The 24,302-nt window shown below is 50.4% G+C and carries 20 protein-coding genes, 1 tRNA gene and 3 rRNA genes; 17 read left to right on the plus strand and 7 right to left on the minus strand.

Annotated elements, in window-relative coordinates; translation table 11 throughout:
• Positions 1-25 precede the first annotated feature (25 nt).
• The 3 genes from H4F65_RS20515 (at position 26) to H4F65_RS20525 (ending at position 1,868) form a co-directional block, all read left to right on the plus strand.
• On the plus strand, positions 26-1,015 hold the full coding sequence (locus tag H4F65_RS20515; protein WP_005970247.1) for a DNA-directed RNA polymerase subunit alpha: 990 nt from the start codon (positions 26-28) through the stop codon (positions 1,013-1,015).
• Positions 1,016-1,055: 40 nt separating this feature from the next.
• Complete coding sequence (gene rplQ, locus H4F65_RS20520; protein ID WP_005970246.1) at positions 1,056-1,448, plus strand: 50S ribosomal protein L17; 393 nt, start codon at positions 1,056-1,058, stop codon at positions 1,446-1,448.
• A 207-nt stretch (positions 1,449-1,655) separates the two neighbouring features.
• Complete coding sequence (locus tag H4F65_RS20525; protein WP_010286032.1) at positions 1,656-1,868, plus strand: alternative ribosome-rescue factor A; 213 nt, start codon at positions 1,656-1,658, stop codon at positions 1,866-1,868.
• A gap of 30 nt (positions 1,869-1,898) precedes the next feature.
• Here the strand turns inward: H4F65_RS20525 and mscL are convergent, their stop codons facing one another.
• The 5 genes from mscL to def form a co-directional block, all read right to left on the minus strand.
• The gene (gene mscL / locus H4F65_RS20530) at positions 1,899-2,312 is read right to left on the minus strand and encodes a large-conductance mechanosensitive channel protein MscL (protein WP_010286030.1); all 414 of its coding nucleotides are present in this window, start codon (positions 2,310-2,312) and stop codon (positions 1,899-1,901) included.
• 91 nt (positions 2,313-2,403) lie between these two features.
• Positions 2,404-3,780 carry a Trk system potassium transporter TrkA gene (gene trkA / locus H4F65_RS20535; protein ID WP_010286028.1) on the minus strand — a complete coding sequence of 459 codons (1,377 nt, stop codon included), beginning with the start codon at positions 3,778-3,780 and terminating at the stop codon, positions 2,404-2,406.
• A 56-nt stretch (positions 3,781-3,836) separates the two neighbouring features.
• The gene (rsmB, locus tag H4F65_RS20540) at positions 3,837-5,126 is read right to left on the minus strand and encodes a 16S rRNA (cytosine(967)-C(5))-methyltransferase RsmB (RefSeq protein ID WP_010286027.1); all 1,290 of its coding nucleotides are present in this window, start codon (positions 5,124-5,126) and stop codon (positions 3,837-3,839) included.
• Between the two features lie 67 nt (positions 5,127-5,193).
• The gene (fmt, locus tag H4F65_RS20545; protein ID WP_010287016.1) at positions 5,194-6,141 is read right to left on the minus strand and encodes a methionyl-tRNA formyltransferase; all 948 of its coding nucleotides are present in this window, start codon (positions 6,139-6,141) and stop codon (positions 5,194-5,196) included.
• A 23-nt stretch (positions 6,142-6,164) separates the two neighbouring features.
• Positions 6,165-6,677: a peptide deformylase gene (def, locus tag H4F65_RS20550; RefSeq protein WP_010287013.1), complete on the minus strand. Its 513-nt coding sequence runs from the start codon at positions 6,675-6,677 to the stop codon at positions 6,165-6,167.
• Between the two features lie 128 nt (positions 6,678-6,805).
• Between def and dprA the strand changes: the two genes are divergently transcribed.
• The 6 genes from dprA to H4F65_RS20580 are packed head-to-tail and all read left to right on the plus strand — an operon-like array spanning position 6,806 to position 10,613.
• Complete coding sequence (gene dprA / locus H4F65_RS20555; RefSeq protein ID WP_039320746.1) at positions 6,806-7,927, plus strand: DNA-protecting protein DprA; 1,122 nt, start codon at positions 6,806-6,808, stop codon at positions 7,925-7,927.
• Entirely contained in the window at positions 7,899-8,372 is a 474-nt protein-coding gene (locus H4F65_RS20560; protein ID WP_010287009.1) for a DUF494 family protein, read from the plus strand. The genes dprA and H4F65_RS20560 overlap by 29 nt, the downstream gene beginning before the upstream one ends.
• 20 nt (positions 8,373-8,392) lie before the next feature.
• A complete protein-coding gene (locus H4F65_RS20565; protein ID WP_010287008.1) occupies positions 8,393-8,950 on the plus strand; it encodes a DNA topoisomerase family protein in 558 nt (185 codons plus the stop codon).
• Positions 8,943-9,512 (plus strand): L-threonylcarbamoyladenylate synthase type 1 TsaC, encoded by a 570-nt coding sequence (gene tsaC, locus H4F65_RS20570; RefSeq protein WP_010287006.1) that lies wholly within the window; start codon positions 8,943-8,945, stop codon positions 9,510-9,512. Before H4F65_RS20565 ends, tsaC begins: the two co-directional genes overlap by 8 nt.
• Positions 9,513-9,531: 19 nt before the next feature.
• Positions 9,532-10,359, plus strand: coding sequence for a shikimate dehydrogenase (gene aroE / locus H4F65_RS20575; protein ID WP_010287005.1), 828 nt, complete (start codon positions 9,532-9,534; stop codon positions 10,357-10,359).
• Positions 10,356-10,613 carry a DUF1488 family protein gene (locus tag H4F65_RS20580; protein ID WP_010287003.1) on the plus strand — a complete coding sequence of 86 codons (258 nt, stop codon included), beginning with the start codon at positions 10,356-10,358 and terminating at the stop codon, positions 10,611-10,613. Before aroE ends, H4F65_RS20580 begins: the two co-directional genes overlap by 4 nt.
• Here H4F65_RS20580 and H4F65_RS20585 read toward each other — a convergent pair.
• The gene (locus tag H4F65_RS20585) at positions 10,598-11,146 is read right to left on the minus strand and encodes a gamma carbonic anhydrase family protein (RefSeq protein ID WP_010287002.1); all 549 of its coding nucleotides are present in this window, start codon (positions 11,144-11,146) and stop codon (positions 10,598-10,600) included. The two genes, H4F65_RS20580 and H4F65_RS20585, sit on opposite strands and share 16 nt — an antisense overlap.
• A 504-nt stretch (positions 11,147-11,650) precedes the next feature.
• Here H4F65_RS20585 and H4F65_RS20590 point away from each other — a divergent pair.
• From H4F65_RS20590 to aceK, 8 genes are all read left to right on the plus strand, one after another.
• Positions 11,651-13,192 (plus strand): 16S ribosomal RNA (locus H4F65_RS20590).
• Positions 13,193-13,332: 140 nt separating this feature from the next.
• A tRNA-Glu gene (locus H4F65_RS20595) sits at positions 13,333-13,408 on the plus strand.
• Between the two features lie 227 nt (positions 13,409-13,635).
• Positions 13,636-16,541, plus strand: a 23S ribosomal RNA gene (locus H4F65_RS20600).
• A gap of 140 nt (positions 16,542-16,681) precedes the next feature.
• A 5S ribosomal RNA gene (rrf, locus tag H4F65_RS20605) occupies positions 16,682-16,797 on the plus strand.
• Together the 16S, 23S and 5S rRNA genes with 1 tRNA gene alongside form the textbook arrangement of a ribosomal RNA operon.
• Positions 16,798-17,034: 237 nt before the next feature.
• Positions 17,035-17,964 (plus strand): homoserine O-acetyltransferase MetA, encoded by a 930-nt coding sequence (gene metA, locus H4F65_RS20610; protein WP_010283169.1) that lies wholly within the window; start codon positions 17,035-17,037, stop codon positions 17,962-17,964.
• A 282-nt stretch (positions 17,965-18,246) separates the two neighbouring features.
• Positions 18,247-19,845: a malate synthase A gene (gene aceB, locus H4F65_RS20615; protein WP_010283167.1), complete on the plus strand. Its 1,599-nt coding sequence runs from the start codon at positions 18,247-18,249 to the stop codon at positions 19,843-19,845.
• Between the two features lie 31 nt (positions 19,846-19,876).
• Positions 19,877-21,184: an isocitrate lyase gene (gene aceA, locus H4F65_RS20620; protein ID WP_010283165.1), complete on the plus strand. Its 1,308-nt coding sequence runs from the start codon at positions 19,877-19,879 to the stop codon at positions 21,182-21,184.
• 49 nt (positions 21,185-21,233) lie between these two features.
• Positions 21,234-23,030: a bifunctional isocitrate dehydrogenase kinase/phosphatase gene (gene aceK / locus H4F65_RS20625; protein WP_010283163.1), complete on the plus strand. Its 1,797-nt coding sequence runs from the start codon at positions 21,234-21,236 to the stop codon at positions 23,028-23,030.
• Positions 23,031-23,282: 252 nt separating this feature from the next.
• Here the strand turns inward: aceK and iclR are convergent, their stop codons facing one another.
• Complete coding sequence (gene iclR, locus H4F65_RS20630; RefSeq protein ID WP_010283162.1) at positions 23,283-24,113, minus strand: glyoxylate bypass operon transcriptional repressor IclR; 831 nt, start codon at positions 24,111-24,113, stop codon at positions 23,283-23,285.
• Positions 24,114-24,302 lie beyond the last annotated feature (189 nt).

Genomic DNA, 24,302 nt, shown 5'->3' on the forward strand with positions numbered 1-24,302 from the left:
AGCTTAGTACCAAAGAGAGGACACAATGCAGGGTTCTGTGACAGAGTTTCTAAAACCGCGCCTGGTTGATATCGAGCAAGTGAGTTCGACGCACGCCAAGGTGACCCTTGAGCCATTAGAGCGGGGCTTCGGCCATACTCTTGGCAACGCACTGCGCCGTATTCTGCTTTCATCCATGCCAGGTTGCGCGGTGACCGAGGTTGAGATTGATGGTGTACTGCATGAGTACAGCACCAAAGAAGGCGTACAGGAAGATATCCTGGAAATCCTGCTCAACCTGAAAGGGCTGGCGGTGAGAGTTCAAGGCAAAGATGAAGTTATTCTTACCCTGAATAAATCTGGCATTGGCCCTGTGACTGCAGCCGACATCATCCATGATGGTGATGTCGAAATCGTCAAGCCGCAGCACTTAATTTGCCATCTGACCGATGAGAACGCATCTATTAGCATGCGTATCAAAGTTCAACGTGGTCGTGGTTATGTGCCGGCATCTGCCCGTATTCATACGGAAGAAGATGAGCGCCCGATTGGTCGTCTGTTAGTTGATGCTTGCTACAGCCCTGTAGAGCGTATTGCCTACAATGTTGAAGCAGCTCGTGTAGAACAGCGTACTGACCTGGACAAGCTAGTCATCGAAATGGAAACCAATGGCACGATCGATCCTGAAGAGGCGATCCGCCGTGCGGCTACCATTCTGGCTGAACAACTTGAAGCTTTTGTTGACTTACGTGATGTTCGTCAGCCAGAAGTTAAAGAAGAGAAACCAGAATTCGATCCGATCCTGCTGCGCCCTGTTGACGATCTGGAATTGACTGTCCGCTCTGCTAACTGCCTTAAGGCAGAAGCTATCCACTACATCGGTGATCTGGTACAGCGTACCGAGGTTGAGCTGCTCAAAACGCCTAACCTGGGTAAAAAATCTCTTACTGAGATTAAAGACGTACTGGCTTCCCGTGGTCTGTCTCTGGGCATGCGCCTGGAAAACTGGCCACCGGCAAGCATTGCTGATGAGTAACCAGATCACAGGTTAAGGTTTTACTGAGAAGGATAAGGTCATGCGCCATCGTAAGAGTGGTCGTCAACTGAACCGTAACAGCAGCCATCGTCAGGCTATGTTCCGTAACATGGCTAGTTCTTTGGTTCGTCATGAAATCATCAAGACGACCCTGCCGAAAGCGAAAGAGCTGCGTCGCGTTGTTGAACCGCTGATTACTCTTGCCAAGACCGACAGCGTTGCTAATCGTCGTCTGGCATTCGCCCGTACTCGTGATAACGAGATCGTGGCAAAACTGTTTAATGAACTGGGCCCGCGTTTCGCGAGCCGTGCCGGTGGTTACACTCGTATTCTGAAGTGTGGCTTCCGTGCTGGTGACAATGCGCCGATGGCATACATCGAGCTCGTTGATCGCTCAGTTTCGCAGACAGAAGAAGTGGCTACTGCAGAGTAATCTGTAAGAGCGTAAAAAAACCGGGGAAACCCGGTTTTTTTATATCTGAAATAAGTCATGCTTTCGCATAAATATACGTGGTAAGAAACGACCTGTGTCTGAGTGAGCTGAAAAACACATCCCACCTATTCTCATCTACCCATTTCGACTATATACTCTGCACGCTTTATTGATGTACATACCAACCTGAGTTCCTTAGGAGTAATGATGACCACATACCGCCATAAACGTGGGAAAATCCAGGACAACGCCATTGAGGCATTGCTACATGACCCACTGTTTCGCCAACGAATTGAAGTGAATGAAAAAGGGAAAGGAAGTTATCGTAGAAAAGAGAAGCACATGAAGAAAGGTAATTGGGAGGCCAGTGGTAAGCAATCAAATGATTATTTACCTCTGGCCTTTCTACTGTCTGCGTAACGATTCTGAATCTAAGTAGAAACTTAATTCTTACTGTCTAGTTTGTTGTGCTTTTAGTAAGTCGCGAATTTCAGCTAGTAGCTTCTCTTCTGCACTCGGTTTTGGTGGGGCGGCAGGAGTATCTTCTTGTTTACGGCGCATTTTATTCATAAGCTTGATGGCTATAAAAATCGCGAAAGCGACGATGACAAAGTCAAAAATATTCTGGATGAAAGTGCCATAATTCATGACAACGGCAGGAATTTCGCCTTGTGCATCCCGGAGAATAAGGCTGAATTGTTTAAAATCGACACCACCAATCAAAAGCCCAAGTGGCGGCATAATAATATCTGATACCAGAGACGAGACGATTTTGCCGAAAGCTGCACCAATAATGACACCCACAGCTAAATCGACAACGTTGCCACGCATGGCAAACTCTCTGAATTCTTTGATAATGCTCATATCCGTTCTCCTTACCAAAATTTATAAATTAATTCTAACCAATAGCCGTATCTTTGCCAGATTATCGATGAGCAATAAATCTGTTCCCACATTATAAAAAGAAGGGACTCGGTTGAAATAGACGTTCAACATCAGGCACAAATTTCTTGTCAGCCAGGAACATGATGACATGATCACCTTGTTCAATTTTGCTATTTGCGTTGGCAATGATGACGTCATCACCGCGAACAATAGCACCGATGGTCGTACCTGGTGGAAGCTTAATATCTTCGATCATTCTGCCGACAACTTTCGATGTGCCCTCATCTCCGTGGGCGATGGCTTCGATTGCTTCGGCTACACCACGACGTAAAGAAGATACGCTAACGATATCCGCCTTGCGGACATGGCTGAGTAGCGCAGAAATTGTTGCCTGCTGTGGAGATATTGCGACATCGATGACGCTGCCCTGAACCAGGTCGACATAAGCCCGACGCTGGATAAGTACCATTACCTTTTTCGCGCCCATACGTTTAGCCAACATAGCTGACATAATATTCGCTTCGTCATCGTTGGTAATGGCGATGAATACATCGATCTGCTCGATATGTTCTTCGGCGAGGAGTTCTTGATCTGAAGCATCGCCATGGAATACGACCGTATTTTGCAGAAGCTCAGCCAGCTCCACAGCTCGGTCTGCATTTCGTTCTATTAACTTGATGCTGTAGTCTTTTTCTAACCGCAGCGCTAATCCTGCACCGACGTTCCCACCACCAACGATCATGATCCTTTTATACGGTTTTTCAAGGCGCTGCAGCTCGCTCATCACCGCACGAATATGCTGTGACGCGGCGACAAAAAACACTTCATCTCCAGCTTCGATAATGGTGGAACCCTGTGGGCGAATCGGACGATCGTGACGAAAAATAGCCGCAACACGGGTATCTACGTGAGGAATGTGTTCACGGAGGGAGGTGAGGGCATTACCGACCAGTGGACCACCATAATAGGCGTTAACTGCTGCAAGGCTCACTTTGCCTTCAGCAAAGTTGACGACCTGAAGTGCTCCGGGGTATTCGATCAGTTTGTAAATGTTATCGATCACCAACTGTTCCGGGGAGATCAGGTGATCGATGGGAACGGCTTCTGGTAAAAACAGCTGTTCTGATTCACGAATGTATTCAGCGGCACGAATGCGCGCAATCCGGTTTGGTGTTTTGAAAAGAGAATAAGCAATCTGGCAGGCTACCATATTCGTTTCATCTGAATTGGTAACGGCGACCAGCATATCAGCATCTTCTGCTCCCGCTTCACGCAGCACGCGTGGATGAGAGGCATAGCCTGTAACGACACGCAGGTCAAACTTATCCTGAAGCTGGCGTAACCGATTTGCATCAGTATCAACGACAGTGATGTCATTGTTTTCACCCGCTAGATTTTCCGCCAGTGTTCCGCCGACCTGACCCGCGCCAAGAATGATAATTTTCATAGTAAGCCATGCCGTTTATTGATTGCTGTCTGTTGCAGACAATACTGGGTTCAATATCAGTTTTTTACCAGCTTCGCATAAAAGAAACCATCACCACCATCGGCATGGGGAAGCATCTGTATACCCGGCATTTCTCTTGTTCCTGTATCGACAAGCGTCGCATCGGTATGGCGAGTCAGGAAATCAGCAACTTGTTGGGTATTTTCTTGCGGTAGAATAGAGCAGGTAGCATAGACCAACGTGCCGCCTGTTTTGAGATGTGGCCAGATGGCATCAAGAATTTCTTTTTGCAATGCCACTAGCTCCTCGATGTCTCTGTCTCGGCGCAACCACTTAATATCAGGATGACGGCGAATCACACCAGTGGCCGAGCAAGGGGCATCTAACAGAACGCGATCAAATACACGTCCTTCACACCATGAATCAGGATAACGTCCATCACCTTGTTTTACTTCGGCATGCATTTGTAGCCGCAGTAAATTTTCTTTTACCCGGCCTAAACGGGTTTCATCTACATCGACAGCGAGTACATGAGATTTTGGTGCCGCTTCTAAAATGTGTGTCGTTTTTCCGCCGGGTGCCGCGCAGAGATCGAGGATCTGTTCGCCATCTTGTGGATCGAGCCAATAGACGCAACCTTGAGCTGATGCATCCTGCACCGTTGCCCACCCTTGCGAAAATCCTGGCAATTGATCGACCGCACAGGGAGCTGCAAGTCGTATCGCATCGTTGTATTCAGCATGAGGAAATGCCTCAATTCCCTCTTGATCTAACAAGTTTAAATACGCTTCGCGTGTGTGGTGTAATCGATTCACACGTAGCCACATTGGGGGGCGTTGATTATTCGCCTCAACGATATTTTGCCAGTGATGTGGGTAGGCACGCTCAATGCGCGTCAGCAGCCAGCTTGGATGCAGGTAGTGAGATGAGTGAGTTGCCTCACGTTGAATCAGTTCTTCCTGCTGACGCTGAAATTGGCGTAATACACCATTAATCAGTCCCTTGAGCTGTGGCCGCTTTAATGAGACGGTACCTTCTACTGTTTCTGCCAGGGCCGCATGTGGCGGGATCCGAGTGTAGTGCAACTGGTAGATACCGACCATGATGAGGTAGTGCAGCGTGCGTTGTTTACCCGTCAGAGGTTTAGCCATCAGTTGTTGAATACACCATTCCAACTGCGGTAAAACGCGTAATACGCCGAAGCAAAGCTCTTGCAAAAGCGCGCGATCTTTATCGGAGACTTCACGCTGATAGACAGGTAATAAGGCACTGAGTGATTGTCCCTGATCCAGAACCTGCCCCACCACTTTTGCGGCAATACTGCGTAGATTGTATGAGCTTTTCATGTGTTAGCGATGACGTATACGTAAAAGAGAGAGGATATACCGGCATGGTGCCGGTATGAAAAATAGATTAGTCCAGTGTATTACCGGGAACGAACCACTCACGACGTGAGTTAAGCAGATCCTGCGCACCCATGACTTTTTTGCCTGCGGGCTGCAATTCCTGAATATTCAAGATGCCATCGGCTGTTGCTATCTGAATACCTTGCTTGTCTGCCTGTATGATTGTACCGGGCTGTGAGCCATGGGCTTTGGCTATGGCCTCAGCTTTCCAAACTTTCACTGGCTGTTCATCGACGATGAAATAGCTGACTGGCCAAGGATTAAAAGCACGAATACAGCGTTCAAGCTGCTTGGCAGATAACAGCCAGTCGAGACGAGCTTCTTCTTTGCTGAGCTTTTCTGCATAGGTGGCAAGGGCATCATTTTGTGTTTCAGCAACAGCGCTACCATCCGCAAGCTGTTCCAGCGTTTCCAATAAGCCACGTGGGCCCAGCTCAGCAAGTTTATCGTACAAGGTTGCGCTAGTATCCTGTGCCAGGATTGGGCACGAAATTTTATGCAGCATTGCGCCAGTATCAAGTCCAACATCCATTTGCATGATTGTCACGCCGGTTTCACTATCCCCAGCCCACAATGCACGTTGAATGGGCGCCGCGCCGCGCCAGAGAGGCAATAGAGAACCGTGAACATTAATGCAGCCAAGGCGAGGCATGGATAACACGGGCTGCGGCAGAATTAAGCCGTAGGCGACAACGACCATAACATCGGCATTTAACGCCTGAACCATCGCTTGATTTTCTTCCGGCCGCAGAGATTTAGGCTGGAAAACGGGGATGCTCTGCTGCTCTGCCAGTACTTTTACCGGACTTGGAGTGAGCTTGTTGCCCCTGCCTGCTGGACGATCGGGCTGGGTGAAAACGCCAACGACTTCATGGCCCGATGATAAAAGTGCGTCGAGGTGACGCGCTGCAAAGTCAGGGGTTCCGGCAAAGATTATGCGTAAAGAATCAGACACGGTGCTTCCTGTCAGAATGAAAATTATCGGGCCCGACTATTCTGCTTAGCCAGTTTTTCCAGTTTTTGACGAATGCGCTGGCGTTTAAGCGGGGAAAGGTAATCGATAAACAGTTTCCCAACCAGATGGTCCATTTCGTGCTGAATACAAATGGCGAGTAGCTCGCTTGCTTCAAGTTCGAACGGCTTACCTTCACGATCCAATGCGCGCACTTTCACATGCTCTGCACGAGGAACCAGCGCACGCGTTTCAGGGATCGACAAACAACCCTCTTCGATTCCCGTATCGCCGCTCTTTTCAATCAGCTCGGGATTGATCAGCACCAGTCGTTGGTCTCGTTCTTCAGAGACGTCAATAACAATAATGCGCTGATGAATATCCACCTGTGTCGCAGCCAGCCCAATACCTTCTTCTTCGTACATGGTATCGAACATATCATCCACGATACGTTGAATATCTGCATTGACTTCTTTTACTGGCTGCGCAGTGATGCGGAGCCGCTCGTCTGGAAAATGTAATACCTGCAAAACTGCCATATATGTTTAGATCTGTATCTGAATAGTGAGAGAGTCTTAGTCCTCATTCTAGACATTTCCTGCCCCGATTGACAGCATCGGCACTGAATTGCAGCACTTATCTGAACAGAGTTGAGTAAGGGACACCGATGCGATCAACGGAAATCTGGCTACGTATGACGGGCGTAAGGCATCTGGGTGCCAGGCGTGCTTGGGCGATTGTCAGAAAGCTTATTGACTTAAACTCGTTCGATAACGAGATCTTGAGGGCGTTAGGCCTGTCTGATACCCAAATAGCCCAATTCTGTGCCTACGATCGTAAGACTCTGGAAGAAACCCTTAATTGGCTGTCTTATCCCAATCATCATATCGTGACGTGTGAAGATGTTTTATATCCTTTTCTATTGAGCAATATTCGTGATTTTCCGCTTCTACTTTTTGTTTCTGGCTCTCCTGAGTTATTGGCATCGCCACAAATATCGATTATTGGTAGCCGGGGGAGTAGTGCTTACGGTGAACGCTGGGGATGCTTTTTCGCCCAGGAGCTTGCCGCGAATGAACTCACGGTGACAAGCGGACTAGCGATTGGCATTGATGGTATTGCTCATCGTGCTGCTTTGGATGCGGGAGGGCGAACCATTGCAGTGCTGGGAAGCGGGTTGAAGAATATTTATCCCAAGCGGCACGCTAAGCTTGCCGAACGTATCTGTGGCGGTGGCGGTGCGTTGGTCTCTGAATTTCCCCTCGCGATGCCGCCTTTTCCAACCAACTTTCCCAGAAGAAATCGTATTATCAGCGGGTTAGGGCTGGGTGTTCTGGTCATTGAAGCGACTATCCGCAGTGGGTCGTTGGTCACTGCGCGTTATGCTTTGGAGCAAGGACGAGAGGTTTTTGCTTTGCCGGGGCCGATTGGCAACCCGATGACTGAGGGAACACACTGGTTGATCCAGCAAGGAGCCAGCCTGGTTACACACCCGAAAGATATTCTTGAGCAGTTGGTGAGTGAGTTACAGTGGCTGCCGATGGAAAGCGGGCAAACTATTTCTAACGAAGAAGAGGATGGCGAATTGCCATTTGCCGACGTGTTGGCTAACGTAGGAGATGAGGTTACACCTGTTGACGTTGTCGCTGAACGTGCCGGCCAACCTGTGCCAGAGATAGTCACTAAGCTATTAGAGCTGGAGTTAGCAGGATGGATCGCAGCAGTACCCGGCGGCTATGTCCGATTAAGGAGGGCAGGCCATGTTCGACGTACTCATGTACTTGTTTGAGAGCTACATCCACAATGAAACTGAAATGCGTGTCGATCAGGATACGTTAACTGATGACCTCACCCGCGCTGGATTCCATCGTAACGATATCTATAGCGCGTTGAGTTGGCTGGAAAAACTGGCTGATATTCAGGAAGGGCAGACTGCGCCGCTTTATTTAGCGAACGATCCTCTGGCTATACGGATCTATACGCAGGATGAGGCGCAGCGTCTTGATGCGGAATGTCGTGGCTTTTTATTGTTCCTTGAGCAAATTCAGGTTCTGAACCTTGAAACGCGGGAAATGATCATTGAACGCGTCATGGCGTTGGAAACACCGGAATTTGATCTGGAAGATCTGAAGTGGGTCATTCTCATGGTGCTTTTCAATGTACCTGGTTGTGAGAATGCCTATCAGCAAATGGAAGAATTACTCTTTGAGGTCAATGACGGTTATGTGCAATAGCCAGAGGAATAATAGTTCGAATGGCTAAGCCTGCACTGTTTGCTGAAAAAAAACAGGAAATGTGTCCAGACTGTGGGTCAGTGCTGGTTATCCGTTCTGGTCGGCACGGCCCATTTCTTGGCTGTTCTGCGTATCCAGAATGTGAGTTCATTCGCCCGCTGAAAGCACAAGCTGATGGACATATCGTCAAAGTGTTGGATGGGCAGCAATGTCCGCTTTGTCAGTCGACCTTGGTCTTACGGCAAGGCCGTTATGGGATGTTTATCGGCTGTGGCAATTACCCTGAATGCCATCATACCGAGACTATCGATCGCCCTGATGAGACGGCGATTCGATGTCCACAGTGTAATGAAGGCACGCTGTTACAGCGTAAATCTCGCTACGGCAAGGTGTTTCATTCTTGCGATCGCTATCCCGATTGCCAGTTTACGTTAAACCATAAGCCGATAGCGGGTGAATGCCCTTCTTGCCATTACGCTTTATTGTTTGAGAAAAAAACGGCACAAGGTATCAAGCTATTTTGTGCCAGTAAATTATGTGGAAAACCGATAGCGGTAGAAGTTGATAAGAATGAGTGATGTGTCTGATGAACGAATGATTCCCGTTTTGCGGGAGTTACATGACGAGCAGGTTATTGCATATCCGACTGAAGCGGTATTTGGGTTGGGATGCGATCCTGATAGTGAAGTGGCGGTTAACCGACTGCTGGCGTTAAAACAACGCCCTTGGCAAAAAGGGTTGATCCTGATTGCGGCAGATTTTAGCCAACTTGCTCCTTATATTGATGACAGTGCGTTATCCGATGAGCAGAAAGCCGTGATGTTTTCCACATGGCCAGGCCCGGTTACTTGGGTATTGCCAGCAAAACGCACGACTCCGCAGTGGTTAACGGGCCAATTTTCTTCACTTGCGGTGCGCGTTAGCGACCACCCATTAGTCAAGGAACTGTGTCTGCGCTACGGTAAACCGTTGGTATCGACCAGTGCCAATTTAAGTGGTAAACCGCCTTGCCGCACGGCTCAGGAAGTTTCTCTACAGTTTGGTGATGATTTTCCTGTGCTGGTTGGGGATGTCGGCGGAAGAATGAACCCATCAGAAATCAGGGATGTATTAACAGGCGAGCTTATTCGTCAGGGGTAACGACAAGTTGGAGAGGAACGTGTCTGAAGTAACGTCTTTTGCGGTTTTTGGCAACCCGATTGCGCATAGCAAATCACCTCGTATACATGAGTTATTTGCTGCACAGACGGGGATAACGTTGACGTACCAGCGCGTGTTGGCGCCTCTGGATAATTTTGAGCAGATGCTGCGCCAGTATTTTCGTGATGGTGCTGGTGGGGCGAATGTGACAGCGCCCTTTAAAGAGCGGGCCTTTGCTGAGGCCGATGAGTGTAGCGAGTGTGCCGCGCTTGCGGGTGCGGTCAATACATTGAAAAGATTGAGTGACGGCCGATTGTTTGGCGATAACACCGATGGCATCGGTTTGCTCAGCGATCTGCAACGATTGGCGCTGGTGAAGCCGTTGGATCGTGTTTTGCTGGTTGGGGCGGGTGGTGCGGCGCGGGGTGTTATCCAACCTCTGCTGGCTTATGGTTGTACAGTGGTGCTGACGAATAGGACCTTTTCCAAGGCTGATGCCTTAGCTAAGATCTTCCGTGACATTGGTGATATTAACGCTGTTGCTCTCGATGATTTACAGGGGCAGTCGTTCGATCTGATCATCAACGCCACATCTTCTGGTATGTACGACAGCGTTCCTAACTTACCGACAGAACTTATTTCGCCGGAAACGTGCTGTTATGACATGTTTTACCTGCCGCAGCTGACACCATTTTTGTCATGGTGCGCACAGCATGGTGCCCTCCATTATGCAGATGGTTTGGGAATGCTGGTGGGGCAAGCGGTACATGCGTTTAAACTTTGGCATGGCGTCATGCCAGATGTGGAACCCGTGATTGCTTTACTAAAGCAGGATCTTGCTAAATGAATCAGGCGATCCAGTTTCCCGATCGTGAAAGCTGGGATGATAAGGTAATGGCGGTCCGCTTTCCTGTTTTAGTGAATGGTTTTCAGCAGGAATGTTTAGTGAGTGCTGAGCTGCTCCAGCAACGCTATGGCGGTGATAGCCCTGAACGATGGCTGGCACTGTTCAGGGAATATCGATGGGATCTTGAAGATGAACTGGAACAAATGATCGTTGTTGAAGAATGGGATGACGAAGGTTGTTACTCGTTGTCCTGAGCAAGGTATTCATCTTTCCAGCGAACATAGTTGTTTGCCGAGTAAATCAACCCTTCTATTTCTTCTTGTGTGAGTGGCCGAATTTTTTTGACTGGGCTGCCGAGGTATAGATGTCCCTTCTCTAGCCGTTTTCCTGGGGGGACTAAGCTACCAGCACCAATCATGACATCATCTTCAACAATTGCTCCATCCAGAAGTATTGATCCCATCCCGACCAGAACCCGATTTCCTATTTGGCAACCGTGCAGCATCGCTTTATGACCTACCGTGACGTCTTCACCAATAATAAGCGGATTACCTTCTGGTTTTTTCTCTGAGCAATGGGTGACATGAAGTACAGAACCGTCCTGAACGTTACTCCTTGCACCAACAGTAATGTAGTTAACATCACCGCGTATGGTGACAAGGGGCCATATGCCGACATCATCGCCTAGTGTTACCTTGCCAATCACCACGCTGGAATGATCGACCATGACCCTTTCGCCTAAAACGGGAGAAATACCGTTATAACGGCGGAATGTTTTTGCACTCATCGATAACCTCGTAATTATTTAGCATATGTAGTTATTTGCCACATACTGATGATTCGTTTTAGACAAAATATCGACAGATATGGGATGTCGGCAACTGAAAAGTGGTGTGGATCGAGTAAGATCTCATCGAAAGGGTCGAAAAACACGCGAACAGAAAAAAAGATCAAGAAAGTTGTTGTGTAACGAAAACGGATCCCTATAATGCGCCTCCATCGACACGGCGCTGTGAACACACAACCGGGTCGATAAAGAAAGAGAAAGCGCTTTAAAATAAGCGTTGACTCTGAAGGTGAAAAGCGTAATATACGCCGCCTCGCGAAGTGGTTAAGGCCACAACGCACTGCTCTTTAACAATTTAATCAGACAATCTGTGTGGGCACTCACAAGACCGTATCTTAACGATATAAAAAAGTCTTGAAGAGTGAACAACAGTAAATTCATTACGAATAAACAGTTTTAATTCTTTGAGCATCGCTGACGAGTTCAGCAAATCAAACAAATCTTAAATTGAAGAGTTTGATCATGGCTCAGATTGAACGCTGGCGGCAGGCCTAACACATGCAAGTCGAGCGGTAGCACAGAAGAGCTTGCTCTTTGGGTGACGAGCGGCGGACGGGTGAGTAATGTCTGGGAAACTGCCTGATGGAGGGGGATAACTACTGGAAACGGTAGCTAATACCGCATAACCTCGCAAGAGCAAAGAGGGGGACCTTAGGGCCTCTCGCCATCAGATGTGCCCAGATGGGATTAGCTAGTAGGTGAGGTAATGGCTCACCTAGGCGACGATCCCTAGCTGGTCTGAGAGGATGACCAGCCACACTGGAACTGAGACACGGTCCAGACTCCTACGGGAGGCAGCAGTGGGGAATATTGCACAATGGGCGCAAGCCTGATGCAGCCATGCCGCGTGTGTGAAGAAGGCCTTCGGGTTGTAAAGCACTTTCAGCGGGGAGGAAGGCAGTAAGGTTAATAACCTTGCTGATTGACGTTACCCGCAGAAGAAGCACCGGCTAACTCCGTGCCAGCAGCCGCGGTAATACGGAGGGTGCAAGCGTTAATCGGAATGACTGGGCGTAAAGCGCACGCAGGCGGTCTGTTAAGTTGGATGTGAAATCCCCGGGCTTAACCTGGGAACTGCATTCAAAACTGACAGGCTAGAGTCTTGTAGAGGGGGGTAGAATTCCAGGTGTAGCGGTGAAATGCGTAGAGATCTGGAGGAATACCGGTGGCGAAGGCGGCCCCCTGGACAAAGACTGACGCTCAGGTGCGAAAGCGTGGGGAGCAAACAGGATTAGATACCCTGGTAGTCCACGCTGTAAACGATGTCGATTTGGAGGTTGTGCCCTTGAGGCGTGGCTTCCGGAGCTAACGCGTTAAATCGACCGCCTGGGGAGTACGGCCGCAAGGTTAAAACTCAAATGAATTGACGGGGGCCCGCACAAGCGGTGGAGCATGTGGTTTAATTCGATGCAACGCGAAGAACCTTACCTACTCTTGACATCCACAGAATTCGGCAGAGATGCCTTAGTGCCTTCGGGAACTGTGAGACAGGTGCTGCATGGCTGTCGTCAGCTCGTGTTGTGAAATGTTGGGTTAAGTCCCGCAACGAGCGCAACCCTTATCCTTTGTTGCCAGCGATTCGGTCGGGAACTCAAAGGAGACTGCCGGTGATAAACCGGAGGAAGGTGGGGATGACGTCAAGTCATCATGGCCCTTACGAGTAGGGCTACACACGTGCTACAATGGCGTATACAAAGAGAAGCGACCTCGCGAGAGCAAGCGGACCTCATAAAGTACGTCGTAGTCCGGATTGGAGTCTGCAACTCGACTCCATGAAGTCGGAATCGCTAGTAATCGTAGATCAGAATGCTACGGTGAATACGTTCCCGGGCCTTGTACACACCGCCCGTCACACCATGGGAGTGGGTTGCAAAAGAAGTAGGTAGCTTAACCTTCGGGAGGGCGCTTACCACTTTGTGATTCATGACTGGGGTGAAGTCGTAACAAGGTAACCGTAGGGGAACCTGCGGTTGGATCACCTCCTTACCAAGAAGATGTGTGTTGCGTGAAGTGCTCACACAGATTGTCTGATGAAAATACTGAGCAAGCGCACCTGTTGATGTCATGAGTGTAGACTCATGCTGACGCGAGCGTGCCGGGTTTATGACCTGGTGCGGATTTTTCGTGTCCCCATCGTCTAGAGGCCTAGGACACTGCCCTTTCACGGCTGTAACAGGGGTTCGAATCCCCTTGGGGACGCCAATCCGATAATGAGTGAAAGACATTATCACGAATATCTTAAAGATGATTCTTCGGAGTCATGTTTACGATATTGCTCTTTAACAATCTGGAACAAGCTGAAAATTGAAACATGACAGCTGAACATTGATGACTGCCTTCGGGCGGGTCGTGATGAATCAGCCTGTCAATGAGTCTCTCAAATAATCGCAGCGCGATGATGAATCAATCGAAACATCTTCGGGTTGTGAGGTTAAGCGACTAAGCGTACACGGTGGATGCCTAGGCAGTCAGAGGCGATGAAGGGCGTGCTAATCTGCGATAAGCGTCGGTAAGCTGATATGAAGCGTTATACCCGACGATACCCGAATGGGGAAACCCAGTGTGTTTCGACACACTATCATGACATGAATACATAGTGTCATGAGGCGAACCGGGGGAACTGAAACATCTCAGTACCCCGAGGAAAAGAAATCAACCGAGATTCCCCCAGTAGCGGCGAGCGAACGGGGAGGAGCCCAGAACCTGAATCAGTTTGTGTGTTAGTGGAAGCGTCTGGAAAGTCGCACAGTAAAGGGTGATAGTCCCGTACACAAAAATGCACAAGCTGTGAGTTCGATGAGTAGGGCGGGACACGTGACATCCTGTCTGAATATGGGGGGACCATCCTCCAAGGCTAAATACTCCTGACTGACCGATAGTGAACCAGTACCGTGAGGGAAAGGCGAAAAGAACCCCGGCGAGGGGAGTGAAATAGAACCTGAAACCGTGTACGTACAAGCAGTGGGAGCCTACTTGTTAGGTGACTGCGTACCTTTTGTATAATGGGTCAGCGACTTATATTCTGTAGCAAGGTTAACCGTATAGGGGAGCCGCAGGGAAACCGAGTCTTAACTGGGCGTTAAGTTGCAGGGTATAGACCCGAAACCCGGTGATCTAGCCATGGGCAGGTTGAAGGTTGGGTAACACTAACTGGAGGACCGAACCGACTAATGTTGAAAAATTAGCGGATGACTTGTGGCTGGGGGTGAAAGGCCAATCAAACCGGGAGATAGCTGGTTCTCCCCGAAAGCTATTTAGGTAGCGCCTCGTGAACTCATCTTCGGGGGTAGAGCACTGTTTCGGCTAGGGGGTCATCCCGACTTACCAACCCGATGCAAACTACGAATACCGAAGAATGTTATCACGGGAGACACACGGCGGGTGCTAACGTTCGTCGTGAAGAGGGAAACAACCCAGACCGCCAGCTAAGGTCCCAAAGTCATGGTTAAGTGGGAAACGATGTGGGAAGGCACAGACAGCCAGGATGTTGGCTTAGAAGCAGCCATCATTTAAAGAAAGCGTAATAGCTCACTGGTCGAGTCGGCCTGCGCGGAAGATGTAACGGGGCTAAACCATGCACCGAAGCTGCGGCAGCGACACTTAGGTGTTGTTGGGTAGGGGAGCGTTCTGTAAGCCTGCGAAGGTGGCCTGTGAGGGCTGCTGGAGGTATCAGAAGTGCGAATGCTGACATAAGTAACGATAATGCGGGTGAAAAACCCGCACGCCGGAAGACCAAGGGTTCCTGTCCAACGTTAATCGGGGCAGGGTGAGTCGACCCTAAGGCGAGGCTGAAAAGCGTAGTCGATGGGAAACAGGTTAATATTCCTGTACTCGGTGTTACTGCGAAGGGGGGACGGAGAAAGCTAGGTTATCCGGGCGACGGTTGTCCCGGTTTAAGCGTGAAGGTGGATGACTTTGGTAAATCCGGGTCATCGTTAACACTGAGGCGTGATGACGAGTCACTACGGTGATGAAGTAACCGATGCTACGCTTCCAGGAAAAGCCTCTAAGCTCCAGGTAACATCAAATCGTACCCCAAACCGACACAGGTGGTCAGGTAGAGAATACTCAGGCGCTTGAGAGAACTCGGGTGAAGGAACTAGGCAAAATGGTGCCGTAACTTCGGGAGAAGGCACGCTGATGGTAAGTGAAGTGACTTGCTCATGGAGCTGAAATCAGTCGAAGATACCAGCTGGCTGCAACTGTTTAATAAAAACACAGCACTGTGCAAACACGAAAGTGGACGTATACGGTGTGACGCCTGCCCGGTGCCGGAAGGTTAATTGATGGGGTCAGCCGCAAGGCGAAGCTCTTGATCGAAGCCCCGGTAAACGGCGGCCGTAACTATAACGGTCCTAAGGTAGCGAAATTCCTTGTCGGGTAAGTTCCGACCTGCACGAATGGCGTAATGATGGCCAGGCTGTCTCCACCCGAGACTCAGTGAAATTGAACTCGCTGTGAAGATGCAGTGTACCCGCGGCAAGACGGAAAGACCCCGTGAACCTTTACTATAGCTTGACACTGAACCTTGAGCCTTGATGTGTAGGATAGGTGGGAGGCTTTGAAGTGTGGACGCCAGTCTGCATGGAGCCAACCTTGAAATACCACCCTTTAATGTTTGATGTTCTAACGTGGACCCGTGATCCGGGTTGCGGACAGTGTCTGGTGGGTAGTTTGACTGGGGCGGTCTCCTCCCAAAGCGTAACGGAGGAGCACGAAGGTTAGCTAATCCTGGTCGGACATCAGGAGGTTAGTGCAAAGGCATAAGCTAGCTTGACTGCGAGAGTGACAGCTCGAGCAGGTGCGAAAGCAGGTCTTAGTGATCCGGTGGTTCTGAATGGAAGGGCCATCGCTCAACGGATAAAAGGTACTCCGGGGATAACAGGCTGATACCGCCCAAGAGTTCATATCGACGGCGGTGTTTGGCACCTCGATGTCGGCTCATCACATCCTGGGGCTGAAGTAGGTCCCAAGGGTATGGCTGTTCGCCATTTAAAGTGGTACGCGAGCTGGGTTTAGAACGTCGTGAGACAGTTCGGTCCCTATCTGCCGTGGGCGTTGGAAGATTGAGAGGGGTTGCTCCTAGTACGAGAGGACCGGAGTGAACGCACCACTGGTGTACGGGTTGTGATGCCAATTGCATTGCCCGGTAGCTAAGTGCGGAAGAGATAACCGCTGAAAGCATCTAAGCGGGAAACTTGCCTCGAGATGAGTCTTCCCTGGGCACCAGATGCCCCTGAAGGGCCGTTGAAGACGACGACGTAGATAGGCTGGGTGTGTAAGCGTAGCGATACGTTGAGCTAACCAGTACTAATGACCCGAGAGGCTTAACCTTACAACACCGAAGGTGTTTTGTGGGTGATGAAAGACTCATAGAGAACGATGTTCAGCTTGTTCAGAGATTGGTTCTGGTGGTTACGTGATGACAAGAGAGATAAAGTCAGCACAGTAACGGCTGGAATGAAACAGAATTTGCCTGGCGGCGATAGCGCGGTGGTCCCACCTGACCCCATGCCGAACTCAGAAGTGAAACGCCGTAGCGCCGATGGTAGTGTGGGGCTTCCCCATGTGAGAGTAGGGAACTGCCAGGCATCAAATAAGTGGAAAGCCTCTGTCGAAAGACAGGGGCTTTTTGCTATGGGTTGTTCTCCTGAGTGATTCTGACGCGCTTAAGCGTATTCAGCAGAAGTAGCACTGATGGCGCATACTAGGTTTCGTGAAACATTTTCACCTTATGCGCTGAGTGCTCGACATTAGTACGAAAACTCGCTATCTTCGGGCATCTGGATGTCTAAACGTTTAAACGTATGCTTTGAGGATATAAGGTTATGCCAATTCGGGTTCCTGATGAGTTACCAGCCGTTAATTTTCTGCGGAATGAGAACGTCTTTGTGATGACGTCCTCGCGTGCTAAAACGCAGGAAATTCGTCCCCTCAAAGTGCTGGTTCTGAACCTGATGCCTAAAAAGATCGAGACTGAAAACCAGTTTCTGCGCCTGTTATCCAATTCCCCCTTACAGATCGATATCCAGCTGCTGCGTATCGATAGTCGTGAATCAAAGAATACGCCTGCTGAGCATTTGAATAACTTCTACTGTGATTTCGACGACATCCAAAACGAAAATTTTGATGGCCTGATTGTGACTGGCGCACCGCTTGGATTAGTCGATTTCTGCGATGTTGTTTATTGGCCACAGATTGCACGTGTCATCGAGTGGGCAAAAGAGCATGTTACCTCCACATTATTCGTGTGTTGGGCTGTGCAGGCTGCTCTCAATATCCTCTACGGTATTCCCAAGATGACGCGTAAGGAAAAACTATCCGGTGTTTACCTACATCAAACGTTGCAACCTCATGCGTTGTTGACCCGCGGCTTTGATGAAACGTTCCTGGCACCACATTCACGCTATGCAGATTTCCCCGCTGATGTCATTCGTCAGCATACGGATCTAGAGATTCTGGTTGAATCGGAGCAGGCCGGAGCCTATCTGTTTGCCAGCAAAGATAAGCGTCTGGCGTTTGTTACCGGACACCCAGAGTATGATGTCTCGACGCTAGCGGGCGAGTTTTTCCGTGATTGCGACGCTGGATTGGATCCGGCCGTTCCGGTGAATTATTTCCCCGATGACAACCCTGACCTGGCACCGAAAGCGAGCTGGCGTAGCCACGGTCATCTGCTTTTTGTTAACTGGCTGAATTACTATGTTTACCAGATTACGCCTTACGATTTACGCCGAATGAACCCTACGCTGGACTAACCCATTCCCTTTTTTTCTCTAAGGCACCTTTTCAGGTGCCTTTCTTTTTTGTGCTGAACTCTTTCATTTCTGTTGGTTAGTGAAAGTTATTTCTCTTCCTTTTTGATTTTAATTTTCATTTTTATCATGGGGTTATTTTTACTTTATTATTAAAATGGAAATTGTTTTTGATTTTGTTTTTTATTGTATTACGCTTAATTCTGTCGGCTAAGAAATGTACATACCGGTTTGCCGATTTGGCGGTTGTTGATAAATGAAGCGGAATCTGAAAAGGAACCACGAATGATGCAGCAGACGATAAACAGAGAATTGGCGTTTAGTCAGCGTTTTGGTGAAGGTGAGAAGCAAATTCTTACGGAAGAAGCGATTGATTTCTTAACAGAGCTGGTCGCACGTTTCACGCCAGCCCGTAATCAATTACTCGCCGAGCGGCAGGTACAACAGCGTAATATCGATCAGGGTAAGCTGCCTGATTTCATTTTAGAAACAGCTTCCATTCGTGATAAGGCGTGGACAATACGCGGTATTCCCGATGACCTTCAGGATCGTCGCGTTGAGATTACCGGTCCGGTCGAACGCAAGATGGTGATCAATGCATTAAATGCCAACGTGAAAGTTTTCATGGCGGACTTTGAGGATTCGCTGTCACCGGGATGGGAAAAGGTGATCGATGGGCAAATCAACTTGCGTGATGCCGTACGCGGTACGATTTCCTACATCAATGAAACAGGAAAGATCTACCAACTGAAACCCAACCCTGCCGTATTGATTTGCCGCGTGCGCGGTTTGCATTTGCCCGAAAAACACGTGTCCTGGCAGGGGGAAGCGATTCCCGGCAGCCTGTTCGACTTCGCGCTGTATTTTTTCCACAACTATCAGGAACTACTGAAGAAAGGTAGTGGCCCTTATTTCTATCTGCCAAAGACCCAATCATGGCAGGAAGCGGCCTGGTGGAATGATGTCTTCTGCCATACGGAAGATCGCTTTGATCTGCCGCGTGGGACGATCAAAGCGACGGTGTTGATTGAAACGCTGCCTGCCGTTTTCCAGATGGACGAAATTCTCTATCACTTACGTGACCATATCGTTGGGCTGAACTGCGGCCGCTGGGATTATATCTTCAGCTATATCAAAACATTAAAGAACCACAGCGATCGCGTTCTGCCCGATCGCCAGTCGGTGACGATGGAAAAACCCTTTCTTAGCGCTTACTCGCGGCTATTGATCAAAACCTGTCACCGTCGCGGCGCGTTCGCTATGGGCGGGATGGCGGCGTTCATTCCGAGTAAGGATGCGGAACGCAATAACTGGGTGTTGGATAAGGTACGTAAAGACAAAGAGCTGGAAGCTCACAATGGTCACGATGGCACCTGGGTGGCGCATCCGGGGCTGGCCGATGCGGTGATGGAAGTGTTCGATCGGGCGCTAGGTGATCGTAAAAATCAGCTCGATATCAGCCGTGAACAGGATGCGCCCATCCGTGCAGAAGAGTTGCTGGAGCCTTGCCCAGGAGAGCGCACGGAAGTGGGGATGCGCGCGAATATCCGTGTTGCGGTGCAGTACATCGAAGCATGGATATCCGGTAATGGCTGCGTCCCGATTTATGGGCTGATGGAAGATGCGGCGACAGCAGAAATCTCCCGCACCTCAATCTGGCAGTGGATTCGCCACGGCAAGACGTTGAGCGATGGCCGTGTGATCACCAAGGCGTTGTTCCGCCAAATGCTGGCCGAAGAACTGTTTGTGATTCAGGAGGAACTCGGTGATGCCCGTTTCAGCGGAGGGCGCTTTGATGAAGCAGCTCGACTGATGGAGCAAATTACCACACAAGATGAGCTGATCGACTTCCTGACGCTACCTGGCTACGCATTGCTTGATTAATCCTGACTGATAATAAAAAGGAACCTCTGCTATGACGACCTCTCGTACTCAACAAGTCCAGCATATCGCAAAAGAGTGGAAAACCGCCCGCTGGGAAGGGATTACGCGCCCCTACAGCGCAGAAGATGTGATTAATCTACGGGGTTCGGTGAACCCGGAATGCACGCTCGCGCAGCTCGGCGCGGCAAAGCTATGGAACCTGCTGCATGGTGACTCGCGCAAAGGCTATGTGAATTGCCTGGGCGCGCTGACGGGAGGGCAGGCTTTACAGCAGGCGAAAGCGGGCATCGAAGCGATTTACCTTTCCGGCTGGCAGGTGGCGGCGGATGCCAATCTGGCGTCCAGCATGTATCCCGACCAATCGCTCTACCCGGCGAACTCCGTACCTGCGGTGATTGAGCGCATCAATAACACCTTTCGACGCGCCGATCAGATTCAGTGGGCGAACCGCATTGAACCGGGCGATAAGCGTCATACCGACTACTTTCTGCCGATTGTTGCGGATGCGGAAGCGGGGTTTGGCGGCGTGTTGAATGCGTTTGAGCTGATGAAGTCGATGATCGAGGCGGGTGCTGCGGCGGTTCACTTTGAGGATCAACTGGCATCGGCGAAGAAATGCGGGCATATGGGCGGCAAGGTGCTGGTACCGACGCAGGAGGCCATTCAGAAACTCGTTGCGGCCCGTCTGGCGGCGGATGTCTTGGGTGTGCCGACTTTACTGGTTGCGCGAACCGATGCGGATGCGGCGGATTTGCTGACTTCCGATTGCGATGAATATGACCGTGATTTCATCACCGGAGAGCGTACGGTGGAAGGCTTCTATCGCACGCGAGCCGGGATCGAGCAGGCAATCAGTCGCGGTCTGGCCTACGCACTGTATGCCGATTTGGTGTGGTGCGAAACCTCAACGCCGGATTTATCGCTGGCGCGTCGTTTTGCTGAGGCTATCCACGCGAAGTTCCCCGGTAAGCTCCTGGCGTACAACTGTTCACCTTCGTTTAACTGGAAGAAGAATCTGGATGACAGCACGATCGCACGTTTTCAGGATGAGCTGTCGGCGATGGGCTATAAGTACCAATTCATTACGCTGGCCGGCATCCACAGCATGTGGTTCAACATGTTTGATCTGGCGCACGCCTATGCGCAGGGCGAAGGGATGAGGCACTACGTAGAAAAAGTGCAGCAGCCTGAATTTGAAGCGATTAAAGACGGCTACACCTTCTCATCGCATCAGCAGGAGGTCGGTACTGGCTACTTCGATAAGGTGACGAACATCATTCAGGGAGGCGAGTCTTCAGTGACGGCGCTGACGGGATCGACGGAAGAACAACAGTTCTGATCCTAACCCGGTCAGTGTTCGGCTGGCCGGGGTTCATCGGGAGATCATGATGACGCGTGACCTTGAAAAGCTGGTGGCGCAGACGATCCTGCAAGGGTTTGATGCGCAATATGGACGTTTTCTCGAAGTGACGGCAGGGGCGCAGCAGCGCTTTGAACAGGCCGACTGGCCTGCCGTACAACAGGCAATGAAACAGCGTATTCACCTCTACGATCACCACGTTGGTCTGGTGGTTGAACAGCTGCGCTGTATTACCGGTATCCGCTGCGATGATGCGGATTTTTTGGCTCGCGTGAAGCATATCTACACCCGCTTACTGCCGGACTACCCACGTTTTGAGATTGCAGAGAGTTTCTTCAACTCCGTGTATTGTCGGCTGTTTAACCATCGGGAACTGACGCCGGATAAGCTGTTTGTTTTCAGCTCTCAGCCTGAACAGCGCTTTCGTGAAATCCCTCGGCCTATCGCCAAGACGTTTGTGCCCACTGACGGCTGGCAGAACATGTTGGAAAAGCTGCTGAGCGATGTACCGCTGCGCTTACCGTGGGAGGATTTGCCGCGTGATATTGGTTATATCACTGCGTATTTGCAGCGTACTTTTTCAGCGGAGCAGCTTGCGCAGGCGACGCTACAGCTGGCTAATGAGCTGTTTTATCGTAACAAAGCGGCCTGGCTGGTGGGAAAACTGTCGCTCCCTGACGGTGTTTTTCCGTTCCTGCTGCCGATTCACCACAACGAACGCGGGGCGCTATTTATTGATACCTGCTTAACCAGTCAGACAGACGCCAGCATTGTGTTCGGTTTCGCCCGCTCTTACTTCATGGTGTATGCCCCGTTGCCGTCGGCGCTGGTGGCCTGGCTGCGTGACATTTTGCCGTGGAAGACGACAGCGGAGCTGTATCTGGCCATTGGCTGCCAGAAGCACAGCAAAACCGAGTATTACCGCGAATATCTGCACTACATCGCCGAATCAGAAGAGCAGTTTATTATCGCTCCCGGCGTAAAAGGTATGGTGATGTTGGTGTTTACGCTGCCGTCGTTCGATCGCGTATTTAAGGTCATCAAAGATCGTTTCGCGCCGCAGAAAGAGGTAAGTGCAGAGCGAGTCATGGCGTGTTATCAACTGGTGAAAGAGCACGATCGCGTAGGGCGCATGGCGGATACGCAGGAATATGAAAACTTCGTCATTGATAAGCATCGCATCAGCCCAGAACTACTGGATGAGCTTTGGCGTGAGGTACCGGAAAAGCTGGAAGATCTGGGCGATCAATTGGTGATCCGACACTTGTACATGGAACGCCGGATGACGCCGCTGAACCTCTATCTGGAACAGGCAAGCGCACAACAGTTGCATGATGTGATTGAAGAATACGGCAATGCCATCAAACAGCTGGCCGCGGCGAATATTTTCCCCGGCGACATGCTATTCAAGAATTTCGGCGTCACGCGTCATGGGCGAGTCGTATTTTATGACTACGATGAAATTTGCTACATGACTGAAGTAAATTTCCGCAAAATCCCGCCGCCGCGTTACCCAGAGGACGAACTGGCCGCCGAGCCGTGGTACAGCGTCGCGCCAAACGATGTGTTTCCCGAAGAATTCCCCCATTTCCTGTGTAGCGACCGCCACATTCGTACGCTGTTTGAGGAAATGCACGGCGACCTGTTTTGTGCGGATTACTGGCGAGCATTACAGCAGCGTATCCGGGAAGGGCATATTGAGGATGTTTACGCCTACCGACGCCGCAAGCGTTTCAGTCAACGTGCTGAGCCGCTATACACCACAACTGAGAATGATTCAGGCCTTTGCCGATCTGGCGTAAAAATTATGCAGCGGTGGGCTTGACCGCCGAGTGAGCGACAGGACGTCGCGAAAGCCAGTGCCGCGTAGGGAACGCGTCACTGGCGGCTCGACTAGCGGTCAGGAACACCGGTGGAACCGCGTAGCGGCATAATTCCCGCCGAAAGCCTGGGGTCACGGAGCGAGCGGCGTTTGAGCCGCCCCGTGTCGGGCGCGTGCTATGAGGTAGCATTAAGATGGAGGCATTATCGCGCACGAAACCTTCCCACAGTCTGCATAAACATGCGCCTGAAAGGATTATAACCCACTGTATTCCTGCATGACCTGCTTGGCGGCTTTGATCACCAGCGCGCCGAGTTCTGTGACGCGGTCGTCCGTTATGCGTGAAACAGGGCCGGAGATGGAAATGGCGGCGAATGCTTCATGATGTTCATCCAGAATGCAGGCCGCGATACAGCGCAGCCCTAGCGCGTGCTCTTCGTCATCGAACGAATAGCCCTGCTTACGAATCAGCGACAGGTTTTCTTTCAACGCTTGTGGCGAGCTGAAGGTGTGTGGCGTGTAGCCGTGCAGCCCTTTCTTGTGTAGCAATTGAGTGACCTGAGCATCGGGTAAATGCGCCAGAAAGGCTTTCCCAGCACCGGAAGCATGCATCGGCAGCTTACCGCCAATCGGTGCAGACATACGCATCAACGCCGTACACTGCACCTGATCGATGATGATCGCCTGGCTGTCGGTCTGATCGAGCACGGCCAGATTGACGGTTTCACCAGAGTCTTCCATTAACTTGCGTACTATCGGATGCACAATCGCCAGCAGGTTGCGGCTTTGCAGAAAGCTGCTGCCGACGATAAACGTGTGTGAAGCAATCGTCCACAGCCCCAAGTCGCCAACCTGACGCACAAAGCCCTGTTGCTGCATGGTGGTGAGCAGACGGTGGGTCGTGGAATTCGGTAAACCGGCCTGCTGAGCGAGATCGGTTAGCGCTACGCTGCCGTTGGCTTTGGCGATATATTCAAGCAGCGTCAGGCCACGGGTCAGCGACTGTACCTGCCCGGTTGGCTGTGCGGCGGTGCTCGCGCTGGCTCTGGGTTTTTTCCCGCGTTTGGCTGGCTCTGGTGGCGTCATGGCGTCGATTCCTTTTTATGGTAATGGAATTGATTTTCGTTTTTTCACCGCAGAATGCAACTCTTCTTTCTCTGCACTTTTTATCGGCAAATGACCTGAAAAAGTCTCATGCGACACCGCGTTAGCGTGCTCACAACTTATGCTAGGATAGACGCAATATATATCGTATTTATTGGCCGGGAATGGGGT

It is taken from the genome of Pectobacterium brasiliense (genome assembly GCF_016950255.1).
GTDB classification, from domain to species: domain Bacteria; phylum Pseudomonadota; class Gammaproteobacteria; order Enterobacterales; family Enterobacteriaceae; genus Pectobacterium; species Pectobacterium brasiliense.

Coding starts and splice junctions, on each gene's coding strand:
- H4F65_RS20585 (WP_010287002.1), bottom strand. CDS start 11,146: ATGAGTGCAAAAACATTCCGCCGTTATAACGGTATTTCTCCCGTTTTA.
- tsaC (WP_010287006.1), top strand. CDS start 8,943: ATGAGTGATGTGTCTGATGAACGAATGATTCCCGTTTTGCGGGAGTTA.
- aceA (WP_010283165.1), top strand. CDS start 19,877: ATGACGACCTCTCGTACTCAACAAGTCCAGCATATCGCAAAAGAGTGG.
- rsmB (WP_010286027.1), bottom strand. CDS start 5,126: ATGAAAAGCTCATACAATCTACGCAGTATTGCCGCAAAAGTGGTGGGG.
- dprA (WP_039320746.1), top strand. CDS start 6,806: ATGCGATCAACGGAAATCTGGCTACGTATGACGGGCGTAAGGCATCTG.
- aceB (WP_010283167.1), top strand. CDS start 18,247: ATGATGCAGCAGACGATAAACAGAGAATTGGCGTTTAGTCAGCGTTTT.
- trkA (WP_010286028.1), bottom strand. CDS start 3,780: ATGAAAATTATCATTCTTGGCGCGGGTCAGGTCGGCGGAACACTGGCG.
- rplQ (WP_005970246.1), top strand. CDS start 1,056: ATGCGCCATCGTAAGAGTGGTCGTCAACTGAACCGTAACAGCAGCCAT.
- iclR (WP_010283162.1), bottom strand. CDS start 24,113: ATGACGCCACCAGAGCCAGCCAAACGCGGGAAAAAACCCAGAGCCAGC.
- aceK (WP_010283163.1), top strand. CDS start 21,234: ATGACGCGTGACCTTGAAAAGCTGGTGGCGCAGACGATCCTGCAAGGG.
- H4F65_RS20515 (WP_005970247.1), top strand. CDS start 26: ATGCAGGGTTCTGTGACAGAGTTTCTAAAACCGCGCCTGGTTGATATC.
- H4F65_RS20580 (WP_010287003.1), top strand. CDS start 10,356: ATGAATCAGGCGATCCAGTTTCCCGATCGTGAAAGCTGGGATGATAAG.
- H4F65_RS20565 (WP_010287008.1), top strand. CDS start 8,393: ATGGCTAAGCCTGCACTGTTTGCTGAAAAAAAACAGGAAATGTGTCCA.
- def (WP_010287013.1), bottom strand. CDS start 6,677: ATGGCAGTTTTGCAGGTATTACATTTTCCAGACGAGCGGCTCCGCATC.
- mscL (WP_010286030.1), bottom strand. CDS start 2,312: ATGAGCATTATCAAAGAATTCAGAGAGTTTGCCATGCGTGGCAACGTT.
- metA (WP_010283169.1), top strand. CDS start 17,035: ATGCCAATTCGGGTTCCTGATGAGTTACCAGCCGTTAATTTTCTGCGG.
- H4F65_RS20525 (WP_010286032.1), top strand. CDS start 1,656: ATGACCACATACCGCCATAAACGTGGGAAAATCCAGGACAACGCCATT.
- H4F65_RS20560 (WP_010287009.1), top strand. CDS start 7,899: ATGTTCGACGTACTCATGTACTTGTTTGAGAGCTACATCCACAATGAA.